Here is a 19,055-nt window from a genome sequence, read left to right as displayed (position 1 = left end):
ACAATGGCAGACACAACCCAACAACCCGAAGCGCTGGACGCCGGCAGCGAATACCGCCAGCCCACCTACCTGCTGACCATCAACGGAAAGGACATAACGCCCAAGATCAATGGGCGCCTGATCCGCATTGCGTTGACAGAGAGCCGGGGCGAAGAAGCTGACCAGCTCGATGTGGAGCTGAGCGACCACGATGGAAAGCTGGCCATCCCCCCAAAGGGCGCCATTGTGGCGCTGCGCTGGGGCTGGGTGGGCCACGGCCTGGTGGACAAGGGCGAATTCACTGTGGACGAGATCAGCCACAACGGCACGCCCGATGTGCTGAACATCCGCGCGCGAAGTGCCAACCTGGGCAAGGGCCTGCGCAGCCGCACCAGCAGCAGCTGGCACGACACCACCTTGGGCCAGATCGTGCAAGACATTGCCAAGGCCAACGGGATGCAGGCCAAGGTGGGCGCAAGCCTGGCCAGCAAGCGCGTGCAGCACATTGACCAGACCAACGAAAGCCCGGTGCATTTTCTGACCCGCATTGGCCGCCAGCACGACGCCGTGGCCACGGTCAAAAAGGGCGTGCTGCTGTTCCTCCCCATCAACGGCGCAGCGTCTGCCAGCGGCAAGGCCATCCCCGCCGTGGTATTGACCCGCCGCGCCGGCGACCAGCACAGCTACAACAGCTCGGAGCGCGACAGCTACAGTGGCGTGCGGGCGTATTGGGGAGACACCAATAAAAGCCAGCGGCGGGCATCGATCGCGGGCACTGAAACCAACCTGAAAACGCTCAAAGACACCTACGCCACCGAGGCTGACGCGCTGGCTGCAGCACAGGCGGAAATGGGCCGTATCGTGCGCGGCAAGGCCACGTTGCAGATCAGCCTGGCCATCGGCCAGCCGGCGCTGGCGGTGCAGACGCCGGTCAAGGTCAGCGGATTTAAACCCGAGATCGATGGCGAGGATTGGCTGATCAAAACGGTGACAAGCGAGCTGGGCGGGGAGGGCGGCTTTACTACCAAGCTGGAGATGGAGCGGAACGGGGAAGATGACGCGCCTACACGCACAACCGACCCGGATGATGACGATGATGAATGAGGTTTGAAGCGCCTTCAGAGTGCCGAGACGTTAAAAAAGCCACTCTTGAGTGGCTTTAGATCGAGTTGCTTTATTGAATCGCTTTGGCCGCCTGCTTCATATCCAGAGGCGTGCGGCCCTGGCCGGTTTTGAATGCGCCGGGGTAGGTGGAGCTGCTGTAGGAACCGCCACGATTGATGCGCTCAAGAGCCGATAGCGCTTTGCCATTCATCGCGTAAATGGTGTAGGTGTCTCCCTGTACGTCAACTTCCCAATAGCCAATCTGTGCGAGATCAGTGGAGCCGAGAGAAAAGCCAATCCCGCATCGCACAATTTGACGTGATTCCAACTGACCATACTTACAGTTCGTGTACTTAGCATCTGCTGGTTTTACGTCCATAACATAGGCCTCATCCAGAGCTGACACCGCTTCCTTTATCAACGTCGCATTGTCTTTGGCGGCGTGGGAGCCGCTTGATGCAACGGCCATGAGTGCAAACGCTGCTGCCAATCTAAAGGTCATTGTTTTCCTCGTTCATTGCTCGTTTTCGCAAACCGTCCGGAGCTTTCAAAAGCGCCGACCATTCCACCCGTAAACCACCATGCCGCAGATCCGCACTTCGTGGCCACCGTTCAGAATGTCGGTCTGCTTGATCGCCGGGTTGTCGCTGCTGATCTCGTACCTGCCGTCAATGCGCTGCCTGACTCGCTTGATGAACAATCGTTGGTGCGCTTCTAGGACATACACCCCATCGGCGTCAACCGAGTGGATATCGGTATCCACAAGGGCAAAGTCACCGCTTTCCAGGGTGCCGCGCATGCTATCCCCGTAGGCATGCACTAAGCGCAATGCCTCGGGCCGGCTGCGCGGGAGGTTCATCTGCACCCAGGTCAAGGAAACAGGCACATCACCCATCACCACATCTGCAGCCAGCGCTTCAGTGCCAGGCCCCATGCTACCTGTGGCACTGAGCAGCGGAATGAAGAGCGTGTCTTCTGAATGGGCTGGAGTAGGAGCAGGGCCTGTAAGCGCCGGGCGCTTCGGGGCCAATACGTCCTGAATTTGGGAAGAGGCTTGCTTTGTTCGCTTGCCGGTGATGATGTAAGCGACATCGAATCCCAGATTCTGGAGATGGCCCAAGTACTCGGCTTTCGGCGTTGCTACACCCTTCTCCCACCCATAGATGGTGGTAGCAGGCCACAGACCGGGGCGTTGCAGATCGGCCACCTTCATGTTCTGCAGCTCCCGTTCCTCCCTCAAGCGATTACCAATTTCCGTCTTGATGGACGAAATATCGTAATCATCATTGCTAGATTCCATAAATTTCTTGCCAATTTCTAAATTTAGAAATATCATGCAGCCGTAACACCAAATTACGTCCCTTTTGGGGATGGTACACGACACCGCTGTAGGCGGGGAGGCTTGGCAGATGGCATACAAGAACCCGGATCACGCACGCACGGCCAAGAAGACCGTGCGGTTTCGCCCAGAGGACTGGGCCATGTTGGAAGTGATGGCCCTGCGCCTGAAAACCGAACCGGCAACGCTGGTCTACGACATGACCATGCGCCGGGTGGATACCGAGCTTGAGGCCTTGGGCCTGGGCGACATGAACCACCAACAAAGCGCCGGCGCCGCCTGCTAATTGGCGGCACCCGCACAACACAAGCGGCAATGACCCATGCAGCTTTCCATCGAGCAGATCGGCTACAGCAAAGACCAGCTGGCAAAGCTGGAGCTGTACCGCCAGGCGATGCAGCTGCCAAGCATTGAAGCGGCTATAGAGCAGCTCAACCGCAGGCAGTTAGACGCCATGGTGGCGGCCATGACCGGCAAGCGGCCAGGCCCGCAGCTGGCAATCAACAACACAACGGCAAAGGCCGGGAGCGCAGATGACAACAGCAACAATCCAACGTGAGCGCCTGACGCAACTGGCGCGCGTCCGCAAGCCGGGCGCCTTGGTGGCCAAGGCAGAGCAGCCGGTCAAGAAACTGACCAGCATGCGTCTGTTTGAGCGCGAAATGCAAGAGGCCGACGCGCTGGCCGGTGCCAAGTGCTGGAACCGTGGCTTTTTCCTGCGCACCGTGTTTTTGATGGGCTGGCAAAAGCTGCAGGCCCAGGAAGACCAGCTGCAGTACTTCTTCGCCAGCGGCGTTGACGAGAAGCCACAAGGCGAAGCGGCCAAGCACCCCAACGTGCTGGCCGGCCTGCGCATCTTCCCGTCCGAGCAGCAGAAGGCTATGGAAATGGCCCACAGCCTGGGCCTGGAGCATGCAGCGCCGTTCCTGCGCTTTGTGTACCTGCTGGGCCTGCAGCAGTACAAGCAGCAGCGCGGCCAGGTGCAATTCTTTGCCAAGCAGTGAGCGGCTATTGAGCGGCTCAAAAGTGGCTATATCGACTGCACAAAGGCAAACCATGTTGCACACCACAGCAGAACAAAAGGCGCTGCACAAGGCAGTGCTGAAAACGTCCGAGGCCCGCAAACCGCGCGGAAACCACACGGGCCGCCGCCTGCGCATGGAGGGCACCCGCATGGAGTGCCCCCACTGCAAGGCAACGTGCGAAATCCGCACCAGCAAGCCAGTCAGCGCCACGATGCGCGAAACCATCTACCAATGCACCAACGTGGAATGCGGCCACACCTTTGTGGCCACCACCGAGATTGTGCGCACGCTGAGCCCCAGCGCCACCCCTGACCCCACTGTCAACCTGCCGCTGTCCACGCATGTGCGCCGCGACATGATGCGCGTGGTGCTCGACAACGCGGGCGAGGCGGCCCATGACGCCCAATTCACTCCGCCCATCACGGGCGACCTGTTTGCCGGCGACAAGCCCACGGGCGCAAGCAGCTAGCGCTACAGCCGCTCAATAGCGGCCACCCACCACCAACCCCAATCAATTTTTGCAAGGCCTGCGGGCCTGGCAGGGACTTTTTTTGCCCAAAAACGGAGAAAACGAAATGTCTGCAGCAAACCCTCAAGCAAAGCAGTTGAATGAGGCGCTCTATGCGCTGTCGCACTTCTTCAACATGGCCACGAACGAAAACGGCGGCGGTGCACGGGCGGCGGCCATGCTGCTGCTGGGCCTGTACAACGGCCCGCGCTTTCCGTTTGATCTGACTGACCTGCGCCTGTTCGACGAATCCAACTTGAACCTGGCCATTGCATTGCTGCGCTTCGATGCGCGCCCGGCGATGGAAGTGCATGACTGGTTGAACAAGCTGTATGGCCGCAATGATTTTGGTGCGCGCTTTGAGCAGCTGGCACACGATTGGCGTGTCAAGGGGCGTTGCAAAAAGGAATGGCTGCAGCCGCTTGAGCGCATCGGCATGCTGCAGATTGGCGGTGCGGCATGAGCATGTACGCAATGCACTACCGCGCTGCCTCGGGCGTGCGCCACACCCTGCACATTCTGGCCAGCTGCATGCGCGCAGCCTATGACGCCGCATTCGACATTGCCGAGCAGCAGCCACGCATCGGCGGCTTTTCTGTTGAAGGGCTGGCCAGCGCATGAAGCAAGACAAGGCCGAAGCCAACGCAGTGGCAGCCGTATTGCCCTATGGCTTGCGCAAGCTGCCTGTGCGCGATGTGCCGCAGCTGCAATGCCTGGCGCCTGACTTTGAGATTGCCACGCGCAAGCCTGCGCGGCCTGAGCCCATGGTGCCCCCGCTCAAGAACCCGGCAGTCACTGTCGAGGAAGCCAAGGCCATGCTCGATGGTCTGCGCGATGAGTTTGCCAAGAAGGCCAGCGGTGGGCTGTATCGCGATGCAGCTGATGCGGAATGGCGGCGCTTGCCCATTGAAATGCGCGAATGCCTGCTGCGTGTCGCGGGTATTAGGGCGAAGAGCAAGCCGGAGCTGCATGGCCTGGCCAGCCGCGCCTGGCAAGAAATGCCGGAAACCGAGCGCGAAGCCATCAAACGTGTGGTGCGCCTGTTCAAGCGCTACGTGATGCCGCTGTCGGCCCTGGCCGCCAAGGTTTAATTCATGGCCAGCCGCATACCCCGTCAAGAGCCCAAGCGCAGTAGCGTGCATGAGTGGTTGAAAAACCGCCCGACTCACGCCCTCGCCGATCGCCACCTTGAACGCATCGTGGAATCTGCGCCTGTTGAGTGGCAGGACGCATTGCGCAAGCGGTATGCCTATGTGGAGCTGACACCCAAGAACGACCCCAAGGGCCAGGATGACAAATCCATCCGTCTGATCAAGCGCGGCACTGAGGCTTATGACAGGTGGCAGCTGCAGCAGGCGCCCGAGAGCTTCCGCGCCTGGGATCGCATGCAAGCCATGGCCGACTTTGAAGACAAGTTTGGCGCCGCGCTGCGGTTTAACTTGAGCGACGAGGAGATCTGCGAATGGGCTAAAAAACTGGTGTTCGATGTAGAGGAGCTGGATGCCTGGGCATCCGTTGCAGGCGTCCCGCTGCATGCCCGTGTGGATATGGTCCGCAAGATCGTGCGTGTGATCGGAATCACCGAAGAACAGCCCATCAAAGGGGAGCCAGCAATCAAGCGGGCCAAAGACCCAAAGTGGTGGCGCAAACGCCTGCGCAGTCACGTTGCCCGGGTGGTGGAGGCTGGTTTTATCAGCATGGGCCAGGTGCATTTGCGTGAAGGCAAATATGTCAGCAATGCAGGCATGACCCGCCGCCGCCAGCAGGTGGCGCGCAACGCTGCAACGCTGCAGCAAACGCTGTTCACCAACGAAGCTGGTCAGGTCTACAACCTGGGGGAACTGGCGGCGCTGGGCACCAGCAACCCGCTGGTGCGCGGTGGCGAGTTGATGACCCGCATCCGGGGTGCCGAAGAGTACGCAGATCAGCGGGCGCATGTGGGCTTGTTTGTCACGCTGACAGCGCCCAGCCGTTTCCATCCCATCACAGTGGGCGGTGGAACACCTGTACGAAATAAGAACTACAAGGGCGCAACACCACGCGATGCGCAGTTGTGGCTGCGTGACAAATGGACAAAAACCCGGGCCAGCCTGAACCGCCAAAACGTGCGCCCCTACGGCCTTCGCGTGGCCGAGCCTCACCACGACGGCACCCCGCATTGGCACGCGTTGTTCTGGGTGGAGACGGAAGCCCAGGCGGAGCTGCTGGAAGAAACCATTCGGCATTACTGGCTGAGTGATGGCGGTGACGAACCTGGCGCCAAGCAGAACCGCGTCAACATCAAACGCATGGTGTCGGGTGGTGCTGCAGGCTACGTGGCTAAGTACATATCGAAGTCTGTCGGCCACCATGCCCTGGCTGAGCATTACGACCTGGTGGACGGTGAGCTGATCGAAATGCGAATGACGGCCCCGGCCCTTGAGAGCGACGCCGAACAACCCGCGATCAGTGACAGCGCCAAGCCTGCGAAGAAGGCCAAACCGGAAATCGTCAACGGCCATTTGCGTGTTGATGCCTGGGCCGCTACTTGGGGCATCCGCCAATTCCAAACTATCGGCATGCCATCGGTCACGGTGTGGCGTGAGCTACGCCGGGTGACGCATGACCAGCTGGAGCTGTTTGGCCGTGAGGGCGACAGCCAAACCGTGCAGGCCTTTCGCGCCTGTCACCGCCAAGGCGAGATCAAAGCTAACTGGTGCGAGTTCATGGAGGCCATGGGTGGGCATGCACTCAAACGCACTGAATGGCACCTTGCCCCCGTGCGCCGCCATGTGGAAGAGGGCGCCGCCAACAAATATGGTGAAGAACTGAAATGCGGGCGACTGATTGGCCTGACGCCACAGCGCGGGCGCATGTGTGGCCGCTACCTGGTGAGCCGCCGCATTGCCTGGAAGCCATTTGTTCAAACCGCCGAATCCGCTGCTGCTGCTGCTGTGGACGGCTCCCATTTTGAGCATGAAGAAGGCCAAGCGCAGGGCGCAGGTGCAGCCGCGTCCCGGCAGGCTCTGCCTGCCGCTTGGACTCGTTTCAATAACTGTACGGCCCGCCTGGATGCGACCCAAAACACCGAGCTGCTGACCACCAGATTGCAGGAGTTGGGCAGCTTACAGGCCGCAATCGAGGCCGTCGAGTTTGAGGAAGGCGCATGGCTATGACCCAAACCCCCGCCCAGATCAATGCCACCGCCCCCCAGCCGGGCCGCCGCGTGCGCGAAATCAGCCCGCTGCTGCAGCAGGCCCTGGATGCAGGCCGCCGTGTGTGCGACGACATGCAGGACGGCCCCGAAGCCCGCCAGGCCATGAAGCGCGAGATCCTGGAATTTGCCGATATGGGCGATCGCTTCCTACTTGGACTGATCGCTGGCCTGACCCATCCGCGCCTAAAGCGCACAGATTTTTCCCCCCACAACCAGCAACCTCAGGAGTAAAGCAAATGTCAGAAAAGCCAGATACCAAAGCAATGGAAATCGTGCGAGCAATGGGTGATGCAGCTCAGGCTGTTTTCACCAAGGAATACCCCCAACCATCGGTGGAGGGCCTAGAAGTGTTGAAGAAATTCACCGCGTACACCTTGTTCGATATGTGCGCGGCGATGGGCTCCGAGGCAGGGGCAGCTTTTGCCGACGAGTTGGCAACAGTCATCAATGCCAACAAAGAAGCGCTCGATGAAAAGCGCAAAGCAGCTTGCGATAAGCAGCATTGACCAGCGGAGCAACAGCCATGAACGCAAAACGCACCGAGCCCCGCACCCACACCTACCAGCGCAAGCCTGGCACCTATGTGGGCACCGGCCACGACGCCAGCCACCTGGCCGCAGTCTTTGCGGCCGAGCGCGAGCGCCTGGCCACCGAAGCGACCAAGGCCAAGCGCCGCCGCAAGCCCAAGGCCGAAGCCGTGGCCAACCCCGAAGAAAACCCCAACCAGCTGCGCCTGGTTGCCTGACCACCACCGAAAGACCACGACTATGACCATGACCCCAGCAACCAACATCCAGCCCATGCGCAGCTATCGCGCTTTCGTCTATCCCGTCACGGCCAACGCCTGGGACTTGGAGGGCGAGGAAGGCAACAAGCTGCTGCAGTCAGTGCAGCTCAAGGCCGCCAACAGCGAAGACGCCGAAGAAAAGGCCCAGTGGGTGACCGGCATGCGCGTCCATTCCGTTGAGCGCAAAGACTGAGAAGAGATATCGCCCCCTTTAATTTTTTTGAGAAGAACATGAAACCAGATCCCATCCTTCCCGCGCCCTGGCAGCTGATCCACGGCGAGTGCCTGCCTTTGCTGATGGCTATGAAAGACGACAGCGTAGATGCCGTGATTACCGATCCGCCATACAGCAGCGGCGGCTTTTCGCGTGACGACAAGAGCAAAGACACGGAAACGAAGTACATCCAGTCAGGCCACCGGGGCCGGTACCCGTCCTTCGGCGGCGATTCGCGCGACCAGCGCAGCTACCTGGTGTGGTGCGCCCTGTGGATTGCCGAGTGCGTGCGAGTACTTAAGCCTGGCGGCTATTTCATGGCCTTCACCGATTGGCGGCAGCTGCCAGTAATGACCGACGCGGTGCAGGCCGGTGGTGTCTTCTGGCGCGGCATTGTTGCCTGGGACAAGGGGCGCGGATCGCGCGCGCCGCACAAAGGCTACTTTCGCCATCAGTGCGAATACGTGATCTGGGGCACCAAGGGCCCTGCGGTGATCTTGGAACACGACGGCCCCTTTGACGGCTGCATTCAATCCACGGTGCGGCAAGACGACAAACACCACATGACCGGCAAGCCTACGCACCTGATGAGCGAGCTGGTGCGCCCTGTGGTGCCTGGTGGCCTGGTGCTTGATCCGTTTGCAGGCAGCGCATCGACAGGGGTTGCTGCAGTGCTGACCGGGCGCCGGTTTATCGGCATCGAGCGCGAGTTGGCTTATGCAGAAATTTCCCGCGAGCGCTTGATCGAGGCCGAGCGGCAGGCCAATTTCTTGGCCGGCCAGAGCAGCGCACAAACCCAAATTGGCTAAATAGGAATTGGATTGCATATGACCAAAATCTACATTGCCGGCCCAATGACTGGCCTGCCTGAGTTCAACTACCCCGCATTCAATGCCGCAGCCGCTGAGCTGCGGGCTCGGGGGCATGAAGTTTTCAACCCGGCCGAGAATCCCGTGCCAGCCTGCGGAAGCTGGGCAGGGTACATGCGCCAAGCACTGGCCCAGCTGCTGCAATGCGAGGCCATCTACCTGCTGCCCGAATGGATCCGCAGTAAAGGCGCAAGGCTGGAAAGCCGTGTTGCCACCGATTTGGGATTGGTGCGCATGTATAGCCCAGCGGAGGCAGAGCGCATGGCACGGCTAAATGCTGCAATTGCCGAAGCCCAGGCGCAGGGATCACGCGTGGCAGTGGTGGAGGGATCGCCCGTTTTCTTTTCCTGCGAAGGTGACCACGAAGCACGCTGCGAAAGTTCAAACACCCAGCAGTGTGACGAATGCGAAGGCTTCGGTACCGTGAACGACAGCAAGGATGATTGCCCCAGTTGCGGTGGTGATGGCTGGATCTACACCTCTGATGCGGGAGACGCGCCATGACTGTGCCCAACCACAGCCGCGCCATGAAGCGCGGCATCTACCGCAAGGCGGCGCCGATGATGGCGCTGATGGTGCGCAAGAACATGGAGGCCGAATACACCAGCATTGGGCTGCACTGCGTGCAGGCCGATCACCAGTCAAACCAAACCGAGCTGCTTGCCCGCCTGGCTTACCTGCTTGGGATGGGCGCGGAGATTGCGCGAGCCATTCCGGTGGCCGGCGACAACCGGCCAGGCCTGCACCAGGCGCTGGCCACCGTGGTGGAAATGGCGGTGGACGGGCACCGCTGGGACTCCAGCTGGGGCGCCCAGCTGTCGCTGGCCGCCGATATCAGCATTGATCTGTTCTGCAACTACCGCGACCTAGCAAGGCGGTTTGAGCCTGGCGCGCGCCTGCTGTCACGGCATGTGATGGCGGGTACTGTGGGCGCCGATGTAATCAGGCCAGTGGAATTCCCGAACGGGAACGAAATGGCCTAGGGCATGGCCTGGCCGCTTAATGTTCCCGTTCGGGAAGATCAGCGGTGCCAACAAATAGACAACCTATAAAAGAGAAAGATTGCGAGGTCAAAAGTGTCTGAAAAAGATTCTGAATTCCTCTCGGATGATGAAGTAACCCGTGTGACGGGCTACAAGCAGGCGGCACCCCAGCGCGAATGGCTCGACAACAACGGCTGGGTTTACACCGTGTCAGGTGCTGGCCGTCCGACAGTTGGGAGATGGTTCGCGCGGCTGCGCATGGCCGGCATGAAGGCAGTCAACATCACATTGCAGCCGGTGGAGATGGGAATGCAGCCAGTCATGGCCAAGGTGCAATCGGCTGTAAAACCCAACTTTTCCGCGCTGGATTAAGCTATGCAGATGCGCCCAAAGACTGTCAACCGAGATTTGCCGCCGCGAATGCTGCGCCGTACCCGCACGCTCAAGAGCGGCAAAGTGTGGGAGTCGTTCTATTACAACGGCAAGGACGCCAGCGGGCGCCGGGTGGAAATTGCGCTCGGGCCCGACCTTAACGAGGCTAAGCGCAAATGGGCAGAACTGGAATGCAGAAGCGCGCCAGTTGAAACCGGTTTGATGCGTTTCGTGTTTGATCGATACCTGCGCGAAATACTGCCAACCAAGGCACCCAAGACCCAGGCGGACTACCGTGGCAGCATCGATATGCTGCGGAAGGTCTTTGATGATGTGCCTGTCGATGCCATCAGCCCGCAGCACATCGCCATCTATCGGGACAAGCGTAGTCAAAAGGCAGCAGTGCGTGCCAACCGCGAAATATCAGTGCTTTCTACGCTGTGGAACATGGCGCGCGAATGGGGCTATACCGAAAAGGAAAACCCAGCCAAGGGTGTCCGCAAGAACAAAGAAACGCCCCGATCCTATTACGCGGCATCAGATGTTTGGAGTGCGGTATACGCCCAGGCGCCGGAAGAGCTGCAGGACGCAATGGACATCAACTATCTGACCGGCCAGCGGCCAGCCGATGTGTTGAAAATGCGCATGTCTGATATCCGCGATGGAGCTCTTGAAGTCACACAGAACAAAACCACCAAAAAGCTGCGCATCTTGCTGGAGGTGGCGGGAGTGCCAACTGAGTTGGGCAATGTGATTGAGCGCATCAAGAAGCGGCCCCGCAAAGTGACGAGCCTTTCTCTGATAGCTACTCCTGCGGGTGCAGCACTAAATCGCTGGACATTGCGAACTAGATTTGATGAAGCGCGATCCACTGCAGCAGGTTTGGCTGCGGATAATGGAGACTTAGAACTTGCCGAGCGTATAGGCGAATTTCAATTTCGTGATATCAGGCCTAAGGCTGCGTCTGAAACTGACCTTGACCATGCAAGCAAGTTGCTAGGTCATACTAAACAAGAAATAACCCGTAAAGTTTATAGAAGAGTGGGGGAAACAGTCAAGCCAACAAAATAGTGATGTTTAGGACTGAGTATTAATAATCCTTGCTGGGGTTCATATCAAAGCTATTAACTTCAGCCGATATTTCTACTTCGTTGGCCGCTATAAATTTTTTGCCTTCTGAGGTAAGGGAGTATCTGCGTCCACTGTTAACGATAATTGGGATGATCATCACTAAATCTTTATCGTACAAATGAAGAAATGCTGCTTCGATCTGTGCCACTGATTCATTAATAGTATTGGCGAACTCCTTAGGCTCTATATTTGTGGATGACCCTTGAGCTTCCATTGCAACGAGAAAACCGTAAAGGATTATTTTCTCATTGCGAGAGAGTTGACTTAGAGTAAGTGCATGGGGAATAGGAGTGGTATTTTTTATTCTAAAATTTCTATGCCAACCTAGCATTAGATTTGCTGATCTTGCAATTACTAACAACGCTAATGTTATTACTATCCATCTCGGTATATTCCAGTAGCCGCCAAGCCAATTCAAAAATGCTGGAAATATCGTGAATAACGGATCATTTGGATAAGTTTTAAAATGAGCTGAAATGGCTACCCACGCCGAGGGAATGGATACAAGTGTGAGTATCAGACCTAAGACTACAACACTAGTCTTATAAATTTGCTTTAAAATATCCATAGATAATAAAACAAGTTGTTTAATATCACACTTTGAAAAAAGCGCCTCAAGGGCGCTTCTTTACTATGTATTGGCGGAGGCGGTGAGATTCGAACTCACGGACGGCTTACACCGTCGCGGGTTTTCAAGACCCGTGCATTAAACCACTCTGCCACGCCTCCAAATTGACACCAGTTGCGGAAATCATTTCCGTCAGTTGCGGAAATGATCCTAAAAAAACATTGCTAATCAATAGCTTAAAAAGGCTTGCACCGGCTTTCAAGACCGGTGCAATCGACCACTCTGCCAAACTTCCTGGAGGCTGCTGGGCGGAGTGCTCGCCTGGCAGCATCAGGGATTGTATGCGAATTCCGGCCCGCCGCCTCAGTGGCGGGCGGGTTCGGGATCGTCCTTGAGGCGGCTGTGGGCCAATGCGCCGGCCGCTTCCAGGATCGGGTAGGCGACCGAGCACAGCAGCGAGTTGATGCGCTTGAGGTCGCTGATCAGGTCGATGTGCAGCGAGCTGGTCTCGATGCTGGGGACGGTGTTGTGCGACAGGCGCTCCAGGTGCGAGGCGGAGTAGGCCAGTTCCAGGTCGCGGAAGCGCGCCTTTTCCTCCAGCAGCTTTTGTGCATCACGCACATTGCCCGAGAGGAACACGCTCATCGCCAGGCGCAAGTTGTCCAGCAGGTGCGAATGCAGCTCGTTGATCTCTTCCATGCCCTGCTTGCTGAACTGGCGGCGCTTCTTGATCTTCTTGTTTTCCACATCGGTGAGCACGCGCTCGATGATGTCGCCGATCTGCTCCATGTTGATGGTGAAGTTGATCACTTCGGTCCAGCGCTGGCTCTCGCGTTCGTCCAGTTCGGCGCGCGAGATCTTGGTCATGTAGTACTTGATGGCCGAGTACAACTCATCGACCGTATCGTCGAGCTTGCGCAGGTCCTGTGACAACTGCTGGTTGTCGGTCTGCACCACGTTGTGCAGGCCGATCAGCATCGACTCGACCACATCGGCCTGGTGCAGCGCTTCACGTGCGGCGCAGGAGATGGCCAGCGACGGGGTGGACAGCGCAGAGGCATCGAGGTGGCGCGGGCGCTGGGGGCCCTTGTTCGCCTCTTCCTTGGGCAGCAGCTTGCGCATCCAGTCGCCGATCACGCCGGTGAACCAGATGAAGCCCAGTGTGTTGAGGATGTTGAAGGCCAGGTGGAACAGCACCGCCGAGCGGCCCGCATCGTTGATGTAGGGCATCGCATAGGTCGACCACAGACCGACGAAGGGCGCGACGATGGCGACGCCCATGATCTTGAAGACGAGGTTACCGATGGTGACCTGGCGCACTTCGATGCTGGATTTGGCCGTTTGCAGCACGGCCAGCACACCGCTGCCCAGGTTGGCGCCCAGCACCAGGCCCAAGGCCATGTCGCCGGTAATGGCGCCCGATGCGGCCATGGCCGCAATCAGCAGCACGATGGCCAGGCTGGAGTAGGCAATGACGGCCAGGATGGCGCCCAGCAACAGCTCCATGAAGAAGTCGCTCTTGACGCTGACCAGCAAGGTGCGCACGGCCTCCGATGCGAGCAGCGGCTCGGTGGCCTCGACGATCAGGCGCAGCGCCAGCAGCATCAGGCCCAGACCGATGAAGACGCGGCCTACGCGCCCGGGCGTGGAATCCTGCTTGGAGATGAACAGCACGACGCCGGAGAAGATCAGCAGCGGCGACAACCAGGACAGGTCGGTCGAGAACAGTACCGCCATCAAGGCGGTGCCGACGTCGGCACCACGCATGACCGACAGCGCGGCCGTAAGCGGTATCAGGCCCTGGCCGACGAAGGAGGCGGTCATCAGGGAGGTGGCACTGCTGGACTGGACGAGGGCCGTCACCCCGATGCCCGAGAGCATCGCGGTAAAACGGTTGCTCATACTGCGCGCCAGCAGGTTGCGAAGGTTGGCGCCAAAGACGCGCAGCACCCCTGTGCGCACCATATGAGAGCCCCAAACCAGCAGCGCAATGGCGGCAAGAAGATTGAGCAAGTGTTTCATAAGGCGAACCGGACACTATACCCCTGATAAGCGCGCCGCGCTGTAGGGCGAATGCCATTGTGTCTCTTTTTATGCAGGCCAGCGGCGTTTGGCCCCTGGCCGCGCTGCGCTGGTGGCGTGTGGACCACCGAAAAAACACCGCCGTCGCGGGGCGAGGGCGGTGTTTGCGTGTTGCCTATCGAGGCGTTGAATTGCCTGATCAGCTTTTTTCGCCCCGGCGCATGCGCAGCAGCTCATCCAGGATCAGCAGAAACGCGCCCAGGCAAATGGCCGAGTCGGCCAGGTTGAAGGCCGGGAAATGGCTGCCCATCCAGTGGAAGTCGAGCATGTCGACCACATAGCCGTGGCGCATGCGGTCCACCACATTGCCGATGGCGCCGCCCATGATGCAGGTGAGCGCCAGGCAGAACAGGGTTTTGTGGCTATGGCGGTAGAGCTGCCAGACGATGACCGCCGTCACGACGACCCCAATCCCAGTGAACAGCCAGCGCTGCCAGCCGCCGGCGCTGGCCAGGAAGGAGAAGGCCGCGCCAGGGTTGTGGGCCCGGACGATGTTGAAAAAGCCGGTAATGGTCGTGTATTCGCCCAGCTGGTAGTGGGCCAGGATCCATTCCTTGCTCCACTGGTCCAGCCAGAAGATCACCGCAGCAATCACCAGCCACAGCACAAACCGGCCTTTGCCGGCGCTGCCCACGGCAGCGGGGGCGGCGGCGTTCATCAGGCCATCCGGCGGGTTTCACCCACGCCATAAAGATTGCTGTCGCAGCGGCCGCACAAGGTGGGGTGGGCAGGGTTCTGGCCCACATCGTCGCGGTAGTGCCAGCAGCGCTCGCACTTGGCCTTGTCCGATGGGTTGACGGCCACGCTCAGCGCATCACCGGCGGCCACCGTGGCGGCCGAGGTGATCAGTACAAACTTCAGGTCGTCGGCCAGGGTCTGCAGCAGCGCCAGGTCTTCAGGCTGGGCGCTGATGGCCACCTCGGCCTGCAGCGATGCCCCCACCTTGCCATCGGCCCGCAGGGTTTCGATGTCCTTGTTGACCACATCGCGGATCTCGCGGATGCGGGCCCACTTGGCCAGCAGGGCTTCGTCGCCAGCGGGCAGGTCGCAGAATTTCTCCAGGAAGATGGTTTCGCTGTTGCCGACGATCTTCCAGGCCTCTTCGGCGGTGAAGGACAGGAAAGGCGCCATCCAGCGCAGCATCGCCTGGGTGATCTGGTGCAGCGCGGTCTGGGCCGAGCGGCGTGCCAGGCTGCCTTCGGCGCTGGTGTAGAGGCGGTCCTTGAGGACATCCAGGTAGAAGCCGCCCAGGTCCTCGGAGCAGAACAGCTGCAGTTTGGCCACCACCGGGTGGAACTCGTAGACCTTGTAGTGCGCCAGCAGCTCTGCCTGGAACTGCGCCGAGCGTGCCAGCGCCCAGCGGTCGATCTCCAGCATGTCGTCGTAGCCGACCGCATCCTTGGCCAGGTCGAAGTCGCTGATGTTGGCCATCAGAAAACGCAGGGTATTGCGGATGCGGCGGTAGGCGTCTACCACGCGGGCGAGGATCTTGTCGTCGATGCCCAGGTCGCCCGAGTAGTCGGTCGAAGCCACCCACAGGCGGATGATCTCGGCGCCCATCTTGCCGCTCACATCCTGCGGCGCGACGGTGTTGCCCAGCGATTTGGACATCTTCTTGCCCTGGCCGTCGACGGTGAAGCCGTGGGTCAGCAACCCCTTGTAGGGCGCGCGGCCAAAGATGGCCGAGGCCAGCAGTAGGGAGCTGTGGAACCAGCCCCGGTGCTGGTCATGGCCTTCGAGGTACAGGTCGGCCTCAGGGCCGCTGTCGTGGTGGTGCTCGGCGTGGGTGCCGCGCAGCACATGCCAGAAGGTCGAGCCCGAATCGAACCAGACTTCCAGGATGTCGGTGCTCTTGGTGTAGAGCTTGGCTTCTTCGGCGCCCAGGATCTCTTCGCTGGTCACGCGGCTCCAGGCTTCGATGCCGCCCTTTTCGACGATCTCGACCGCCTGGTCCAAGATCTCCATCGTGCGCGGGTGCAGCGCGCCCGTGTCCACATGCAGGAAGAAGGGGATGGGCACACCCCAGCTGCGCTGGCGCGAGATGCACCAGTCCGGCCGGCCGGCGATCATCGCGCGCAGGCGCTCCTGGCCGTTTTCCGGGTAGAAGCTGGTGTGCTCGATGGCATCCAGCGCGATCTGGCGCAGGGTCTGGGCGGGCTTTTGGGCCGGGTCGGTGAACACGCCTTCGCCTTCGTCCATGCGGATGAACCACTGGGCGGCGGCGCGGTAGATCACCGGCGTCTTGTGGCGCCAGCAATGCGGGTAGCTGTGGGTGATGGTCTTGGTGTCCATCAGACGGCCGGCGACCTTGAGCGCGTCCAGGATGACCGGCACGGCCTTCCAGATATGCTGGCCACCGAACAGCGGCAGCTCGGGCGCATAGACGCCGTTGCCCTGCACCGGGTTGAGAATGTCCTTGTAGTCCATGCCATTGCTGACGCAGGAGTTGAAGTCATCCAGACCGTAGGCGGGCGCGGAGTGCACGATACCGGTACCGTCGTCCGCTGTGGCGTAGTCGGCCAGGTAGACGGGCGAGATGCGGTCATAACCCTTGTCCACATGGGCCAGCGGGTGCTTGAAGGGCATGTGGTCCAGCACCTTGCCGGGGGCCGATGCGATCACCTTGCCTTCGATGCCCCAGCGCTCCATGCACTTGTCCACCAGCGCGCTGGCCAGCACCAGCAGGCCACGCTCGGTATCGACCAGGCTGTATTCCAGGTCGGGGTTGACGTTCAAGGCCTGGTTGGCAGGGATGGTCCAGGCGGTGGTCGTCCAGATGACGATGAAGGCTTGCTTGTCCAGCTTGGCCAGGCCGAAGGCGGCCGCCAGCTTGGCCGGATCGGCCGCCGGGAACATCACATCCAGGGTCTGGCTTTGCTTGTCGGCGTATTCGATCTCGAACTCGGCCAGCGACGAGGCGCAGTCAAAGCACCAGTAGACGGGCTTGAGACCGCGGTAGACAAAGCCACGCTCCATGACCTTCTTGAGTGCGCGCAGCTCGCCCGCCTCATTGGCATAGTTCATGGTCTTGTAGGGGTGGTCCCAGTCGCCCAGCACGCCCAGGCGCTTGAAATCCGCCATCTGCTGGCCGATCTGCTCGGTGGCAAAGGCGCGGCTCTTGGCCTGCATCTCATCGCGGGGCAGGTTGCGGCCATGGAGCTTTTCGATCGCGTTCTCGATCGGCAGGCCGTGACAGTCCCAGCCCGGCGCATACAGCGCGTCATAGCCTTCCAGCTGGCGGCTCTTGACGATCATGTCCTTCAAGATCTTGTTGACGGCGTGGCCGATGTGGATCTTGCCGTTGGCGTAGGGCGGGCCATCGTGCAGGATGAATTTGGGCGCGCCGCTGCGGGCAGCACGCAGACGCTTGTAGATACCCTTGTCCTCCCATTCCTGCACCCAGGCCGGTTCGCGCTTGGGCAGATCGCCCCGCATCGGAAACGGGGTGTCGGGCATGTTCAAGGTGGCGCGGTACGCAGAGGCCTTTTCTGCGGGAGACGATTTGTCGGACATAAATACCTTCAAAGCAAAACATGGTCCTGATCCGGGCGGGGTGATCATGCCGGTCAGTGGAAAAATGTATAGCGCAGAAGCGTTGTCTGACGTGCACGGGCGTGCAGGCGACGGCTGACTTCTGCGCGGCACGGCGCAGTCAGGTCAGCGTCAAATTCGGTCGCGCGTGGTCTGGCGACGGGTTTCGGCGTGGCTGGCCGTATGAAAGAAGGCACGGGCATCCGCGCAGTCTTTGGCAATCCCTGTGGTCAGGGCTTCCAGACTGTCGTATTTGAGCTCGTCGTGCAGTTTGTGTAGGAGTTCCACTCGGATGATTTTACCGTATGCCCCGTCACCACCCAGTTCGGCGGGCCATTGCAGGCAATGGGTCTCCAGCAGCACGCGGCCACCGTTGACGTCGTTCGGGTCCAGCGAGGGGCGCACGCCCAGATTGGCCACGCCGGGCAGCGGCTCTGCCGACAGGCCGTGCACCAGCACGACAAAAATGCCGCTGGCCGCCGGTTTCCAGTGGTCAAAACGCAGGTTCAACGTGCGAAAGCCATCGCCTGCGCCCGCGCGGCTTTCGGCCAATTGGCGGCCGAGCTTGCGGCCATGCACCACATGGCCGGATATCGCATAGGGGTAGCCCAGCAACTTGGCCGCCGCCTGCATGTCGCCCTGGCTGAGCGCATGCCGCACCGCCGTGCTGGACACGCGCAGGCCATCGGATTCGTAGCTGTTCATTCTTGCCACATCGAAGCCCTGCTTGCGGCCGGCGTCGACCAGCTTGGCGTAGTCGCCCGCGCGCTGGTGGCCGAAACGGAAGTCGTCGCCCACCAGCAGGTAGCCCGTGCCCAGCCCCTGGAGCAGCACATCGTCGATGAAGGCCTGCGGGGCCTGTGCCGCCAGGCGTGCGTTGAAGGGCAGCACAATCGTCTGGTCGATGCCGCACTGGGCCAGCTGGTCGAGCTTGTCGCGCAACGTGGAGATGCGGGCGGGCGCCAGATCGGGCTTGTGCAGCAGCTGGGCAAAATAGTCGCGCGGATGGGGCTCGAAGGTGAGTGCGCAACTGGCCAGACCCCGGCGCTGCGCTTCGCTGCGCAGCAGCGCCAGCATGGCCTGGTGGCCCCGGTGCACCCCATCAAAATTGCCGATGGTCAGCGCGCAATGCCTGGTGACCTCGGGGTGGTCAAGTCCTCTGAAGATCTTCATCTTTGCTTTGTTTTTTGTAGCGGCTTGCGCTTTCGATCCGAGCGCTGGTGTGCAATTTCACGATAAAAGTGTATATTGGTCATTATGACTTGGTGCCCGGGTCTGCGTGCGGCATGTGCGTGGGCAGTGGTATTTTTCGTGGCCAGGCGCCGCGCGGGTCAACGGTATTTCGGTTCAATTCCCAATGCGCAGGA

At 60.1% G+C, this 19,055-nt stretch carries 25 protein-coding genes and 1 tRNA gene; 18 read left to right on the top strand and 8 right to left on the bottom strand.

Annotated features, from left to right (window positions below):
* The first annotated feature begins 3 nt into the window (after window positions 1-3).
* A complete protein-coding gene (locus tag ACCQ08_RS09910) occupies window positions 4-1,083 on the top strand; it encodes a contractile injection system protein, VgrG/Pvc8 family (protein WP_373449678.1) in 1,080 nt (359 codons plus the stop codon).
* A 70-nt stretch (window positions 1,084-1,153) separates the two neighbouring features.
* Here the strand turns inward: ACCQ08_RS09910 and ACCQ08_RS09905 are convergent, their stop codons facing one another.
* Entirely contained in the window at window positions 1,154-1,585 is a 432-nt protein-coding gene (locus ACCQ08_RS09905) for a hypothetical protein (RefSeq protein ID WP_373449677.1), read from the bottom strand.
* A 45-nt stretch (window positions 1,586-1,630) separates the two neighbouring features.
* The gene (locus tag ACCQ08_RS09900) at window positions 1,631-2,419 is read right to left on the bottom strand and encodes an XRE family transcriptional regulator (RefSeq protein WP_373449676.1); all 789 of its coding nucleotides are present in this window, start codon (window positions 2,417-2,419) and stop codon (window positions 1,631-1,633) included.
* Between the two features lie 73 nt (window positions 2,420-2,492).
* Between ACCQ08_RS09900 and ACCQ08_RS09895 the strand changes: the two genes are divergently transcribed.
* The 17 genes from ACCQ08_RS09895 to ACCQ08_RS09815 all read left to right on the top strand — a co-directional run bounded on the left by ACCQ08_RS09895 (window position 2,493) and on the right by ACCQ08_RS09815 (window position 11,447).
* Window positions 2,493-2,708 (top strand): hypothetical protein, encoded by a 216-nt coding sequence (locus ACCQ08_RS09895; RefSeq protein ID WP_182343319.1) that lies wholly within the window; start codon window positions 2,493-2,495, stop codon window positions 2,706-2,708.
* 36 nt (window positions 2,709-2,744) lie between these two features.
* Entirely contained in the window at window positions 2,745-2,981 is a 237-nt protein-coding gene (locus ACCQ08_RS09890; RefSeq protein WP_116927382.1) for a hypothetical protein, read from the top strand.
* Entirely contained in the window at window positions 2,956-3,426 is a 471-nt protein-coding gene (locus ACCQ08_RS09885; protein ID WP_182343317.1) for a hypothetical protein, read from the top strand. Before ACCQ08_RS09890 ends, ACCQ08_RS09885 begins: the two co-directional genes overlap by 26 nt.
* 52 nt (window positions 3,427-3,478) lie before the next feature.
* Window positions 3,479-3,916: an ogr/Delta-like zinc finger family protein gene (locus ACCQ08_RS09880; RefSeq protein ID WP_373449675.1), complete on the top strand. Its 438-nt coding sequence runs from the start codon at window positions 3,479-3,481 to the stop codon at window positions 3,914-3,916.
* 106 nt (window positions 3,917-4,022) lie between these two features.
* Complete coding sequence (locus ACCQ08_RS09875) at window positions 4,023-4,418, top strand: hypothetical protein (RefSeq protein WP_373449674.1); 396 nt, start codon at window positions 4,023-4,025, stop codon at window positions 4,416-4,418.
* Window positions 4,415-4,576 (top strand): hypothetical protein, encoded by a 162-nt coding sequence (locus ACCQ08_RS09870; RefSeq protein WP_373449673.1) that lies wholly within the window; start codon window positions 4,415-4,417, stop codon window positions 4,574-4,576. Before ACCQ08_RS09875 ends, ACCQ08_RS09870 begins: the two co-directional genes overlap by 4 nt.
* A complete protein-coding gene (locus ACCQ08_RS09865) occupies window positions 4,573-5,046 on the top strand; it encodes a hypothetical protein (RefSeq protein ID WP_373449672.1) in 474 nt (157 codons plus the stop codon). The genes ACCQ08_RS09870 and ACCQ08_RS09865 overlap by 4 nt, the downstream gene beginning before the upstream one ends.
* 3 nt (window positions 5,047-5,049) lie before the next feature.
* Window positions 5,050-7,110, top strand: a complete 2,061-nt coding sequence (locus ACCQ08_RS09860; RefSeq protein WP_373449671.1) for a replication endonuclease — start codon at window positions 5,050-5,052, stop codon at window positions 7,108-7,110.
* A complete protein-coding gene (locus tag ACCQ08_RS09855) occupies window positions 7,107-7,382 on the top strand; it encodes a hypothetical protein (RefSeq protein WP_373449670.1) in 276 nt (91 codons plus the stop codon). Before ACCQ08_RS09860 ends, ACCQ08_RS09855 begins: the two co-directional genes overlap by 4 nt.
* 5 nt (window positions 7,383-7,387) lie before the next feature.
* Entirely contained in the window at window positions 7,388-7,657 is a 270-nt protein-coding gene (locus ACCQ08_RS09850; protein ID WP_373449669.1) for a hypothetical protein, read from the top strand.
* A 17-nt stretch (window positions 7,658-7,674) separates the two neighbouring features.
* Window positions 7,675-7,896: a hypothetical protein gene (locus ACCQ08_RS09845; RefSeq protein WP_373449668.1), complete on the top strand. Its 222-nt coding sequence runs from the start codon at window positions 7,675-7,677 to the stop codon at window positions 7,894-7,896.
* Window positions 7,897-7,924: 28 nt separating this feature from the next.
* On the top strand, window positions 7,925-8,131 hold the full coding sequence (locus tag ACCQ08_RS09840) for a hypothetical protein (protein WP_373449667.1): 207 nt from the start codon (window positions 7,925-7,927) through the stop codon (window positions 8,129-8,131).
* A 38-nt stretch (window positions 8,132-8,169) separates the two neighbouring features.
* Window positions 8,170-8,961 carry a site-specific DNA-methyltransferase gene (locus ACCQ08_RS09835; RefSeq protein WP_373449666.1) on the top strand — a complete coding sequence of 264 codons (792 nt, stop codon included), beginning with the start codon at window positions 8,170-8,172 and terminating at the stop codon, window positions 8,959-8,961.
* Window positions 8,962-8,979: 18 nt separating this feature from the next.
* On the top strand, window positions 8,980-9,525 hold the full coding sequence (locus ACCQ08_RS09830; RefSeq protein WP_373449665.1) for a DUF4406 domain-containing protein: 546 nt from the start codon (window positions 8,980-8,982) through the stop codon (window positions 9,523-9,525).
* Window positions 9,522-10,004: a hypothetical protein gene (locus ACCQ08_RS09825; RefSeq protein WP_373449664.1), complete on the top strand. Its 483-nt coding sequence runs from the start codon at window positions 9,522-9,524 to the stop codon at window positions 10,002-10,004. The genes ACCQ08_RS09830 and ACCQ08_RS09825 overlap by 4 nt, the downstream gene beginning before the upstream one ends.
* Window positions 10,005-10,097: 93 nt before the next feature.
* Entirely contained in the window at window positions 10,098-10,376 is a 279-nt protein-coding gene (locus tag ACCQ08_RS09820; protein ID WP_373449663.1) for a DUF4224 domain-containing protein, read from the top strand.
* A gap of 3 nt (window positions 10,377-10,379) precedes the next feature.
* Window positions 10,380-11,447 carry a tyrosine-type recombinase/integrase gene (locus tag ACCQ08_RS09815; protein WP_373449662.1) on the top strand — a complete coding sequence of 356 codons (1,068 nt, stop codon included), beginning with the start codon at window positions 10,380-10,382 and terminating at the stop codon, window positions 11,445-11,447.
* 19 nt (window positions 11,448-11,466) lie between these two features.
* Here ACCQ08_RS09815 and ACCQ08_RS09810 read toward each other — a convergent pair whose 3' ends face one another.
* The 6 genes from ACCQ08_RS09810 to ACCQ08_RS09785 all read right to left on the bottom strand — a co-directional run bounded on the left by ACCQ08_RS09810 (window position 11,467) and on the right by ACCQ08_RS09785 (window position 18,861).
* Window positions 11,467-12,075, bottom strand: coding sequence for a hypothetical protein (locus ACCQ08_RS09810; RefSeq protein ID WP_373449661.1), 609 nt, complete (start codon window positions 12,073-12,075; stop codon window positions 11,467-11,469).
* A gap of 71 nt (window positions 12,076-12,146) precedes the next feature.
* Window positions 12,147-12,236 (bottom strand) — tRNA-Ser (locus ACCQ08_RS09805).
* Window positions 12,237-12,438: 202 nt separating this feature from the next.
* Window positions 12,439-14,097 carry a Na/Pi cotransporter family protein gene (locus ACCQ08_RS09800; RefSeq protein ID WP_239810884.1) on the bottom strand — a complete coding sequence of 553 codons (1,659 nt, stop codon included), beginning with the start codon at window positions 14,095-14,097 and terminating at the stop codon, window positions 12,439-12,441.
* A gap of 199 nt (window positions 14,098-14,296) precedes the next feature.
* A complete protein-coding gene (gene lspA / locus ACCQ08_RS09795) occupies window positions 14,297-14,815 on the bottom strand; it encodes a signal peptidase II (RefSeq protein ID WP_239810885.1) in 519 nt (172 codons plus the stop codon).
* Entirely contained in the window at window positions 14,815-17,670 is a 2,856-nt protein-coding gene (ileS, locus tag ACCQ08_RS09790; protein ID WP_373449660.1) for an isoleucine--tRNA ligase, read from the bottom strand. The genes lspA and ileS overlap by 1 nt, the downstream gene beginning before the upstream one ends.
* Window positions 17,671-17,820: 150 nt before the next feature.
* Complete coding sequence (locus tag ACCQ08_RS09785) at window positions 17,821-18,861, bottom strand: bifunctional riboflavin kinase/FAD synthetase (RefSeq protein ID WP_373449659.1); 1,041 nt, start codon at window positions 18,859-18,861, stop codon at window positions 17,821-17,823.
* Window positions 18,862-19,055 lie beyond the last annotated feature (194 nt).

The sequence above is a fragment of the Comamonas sp. SY3 genome (genome assembly GCF_041730275.1).
GTDB lineage: Bacteria > Pseudomonadota > Gammaproteobacteria > Burkholderiales > Burkholderiaceae_C > Comamonas > Comamonas sediminis.
This window is presented reverse-complemented; position numbering and strand designations above follow the sequence as displayed.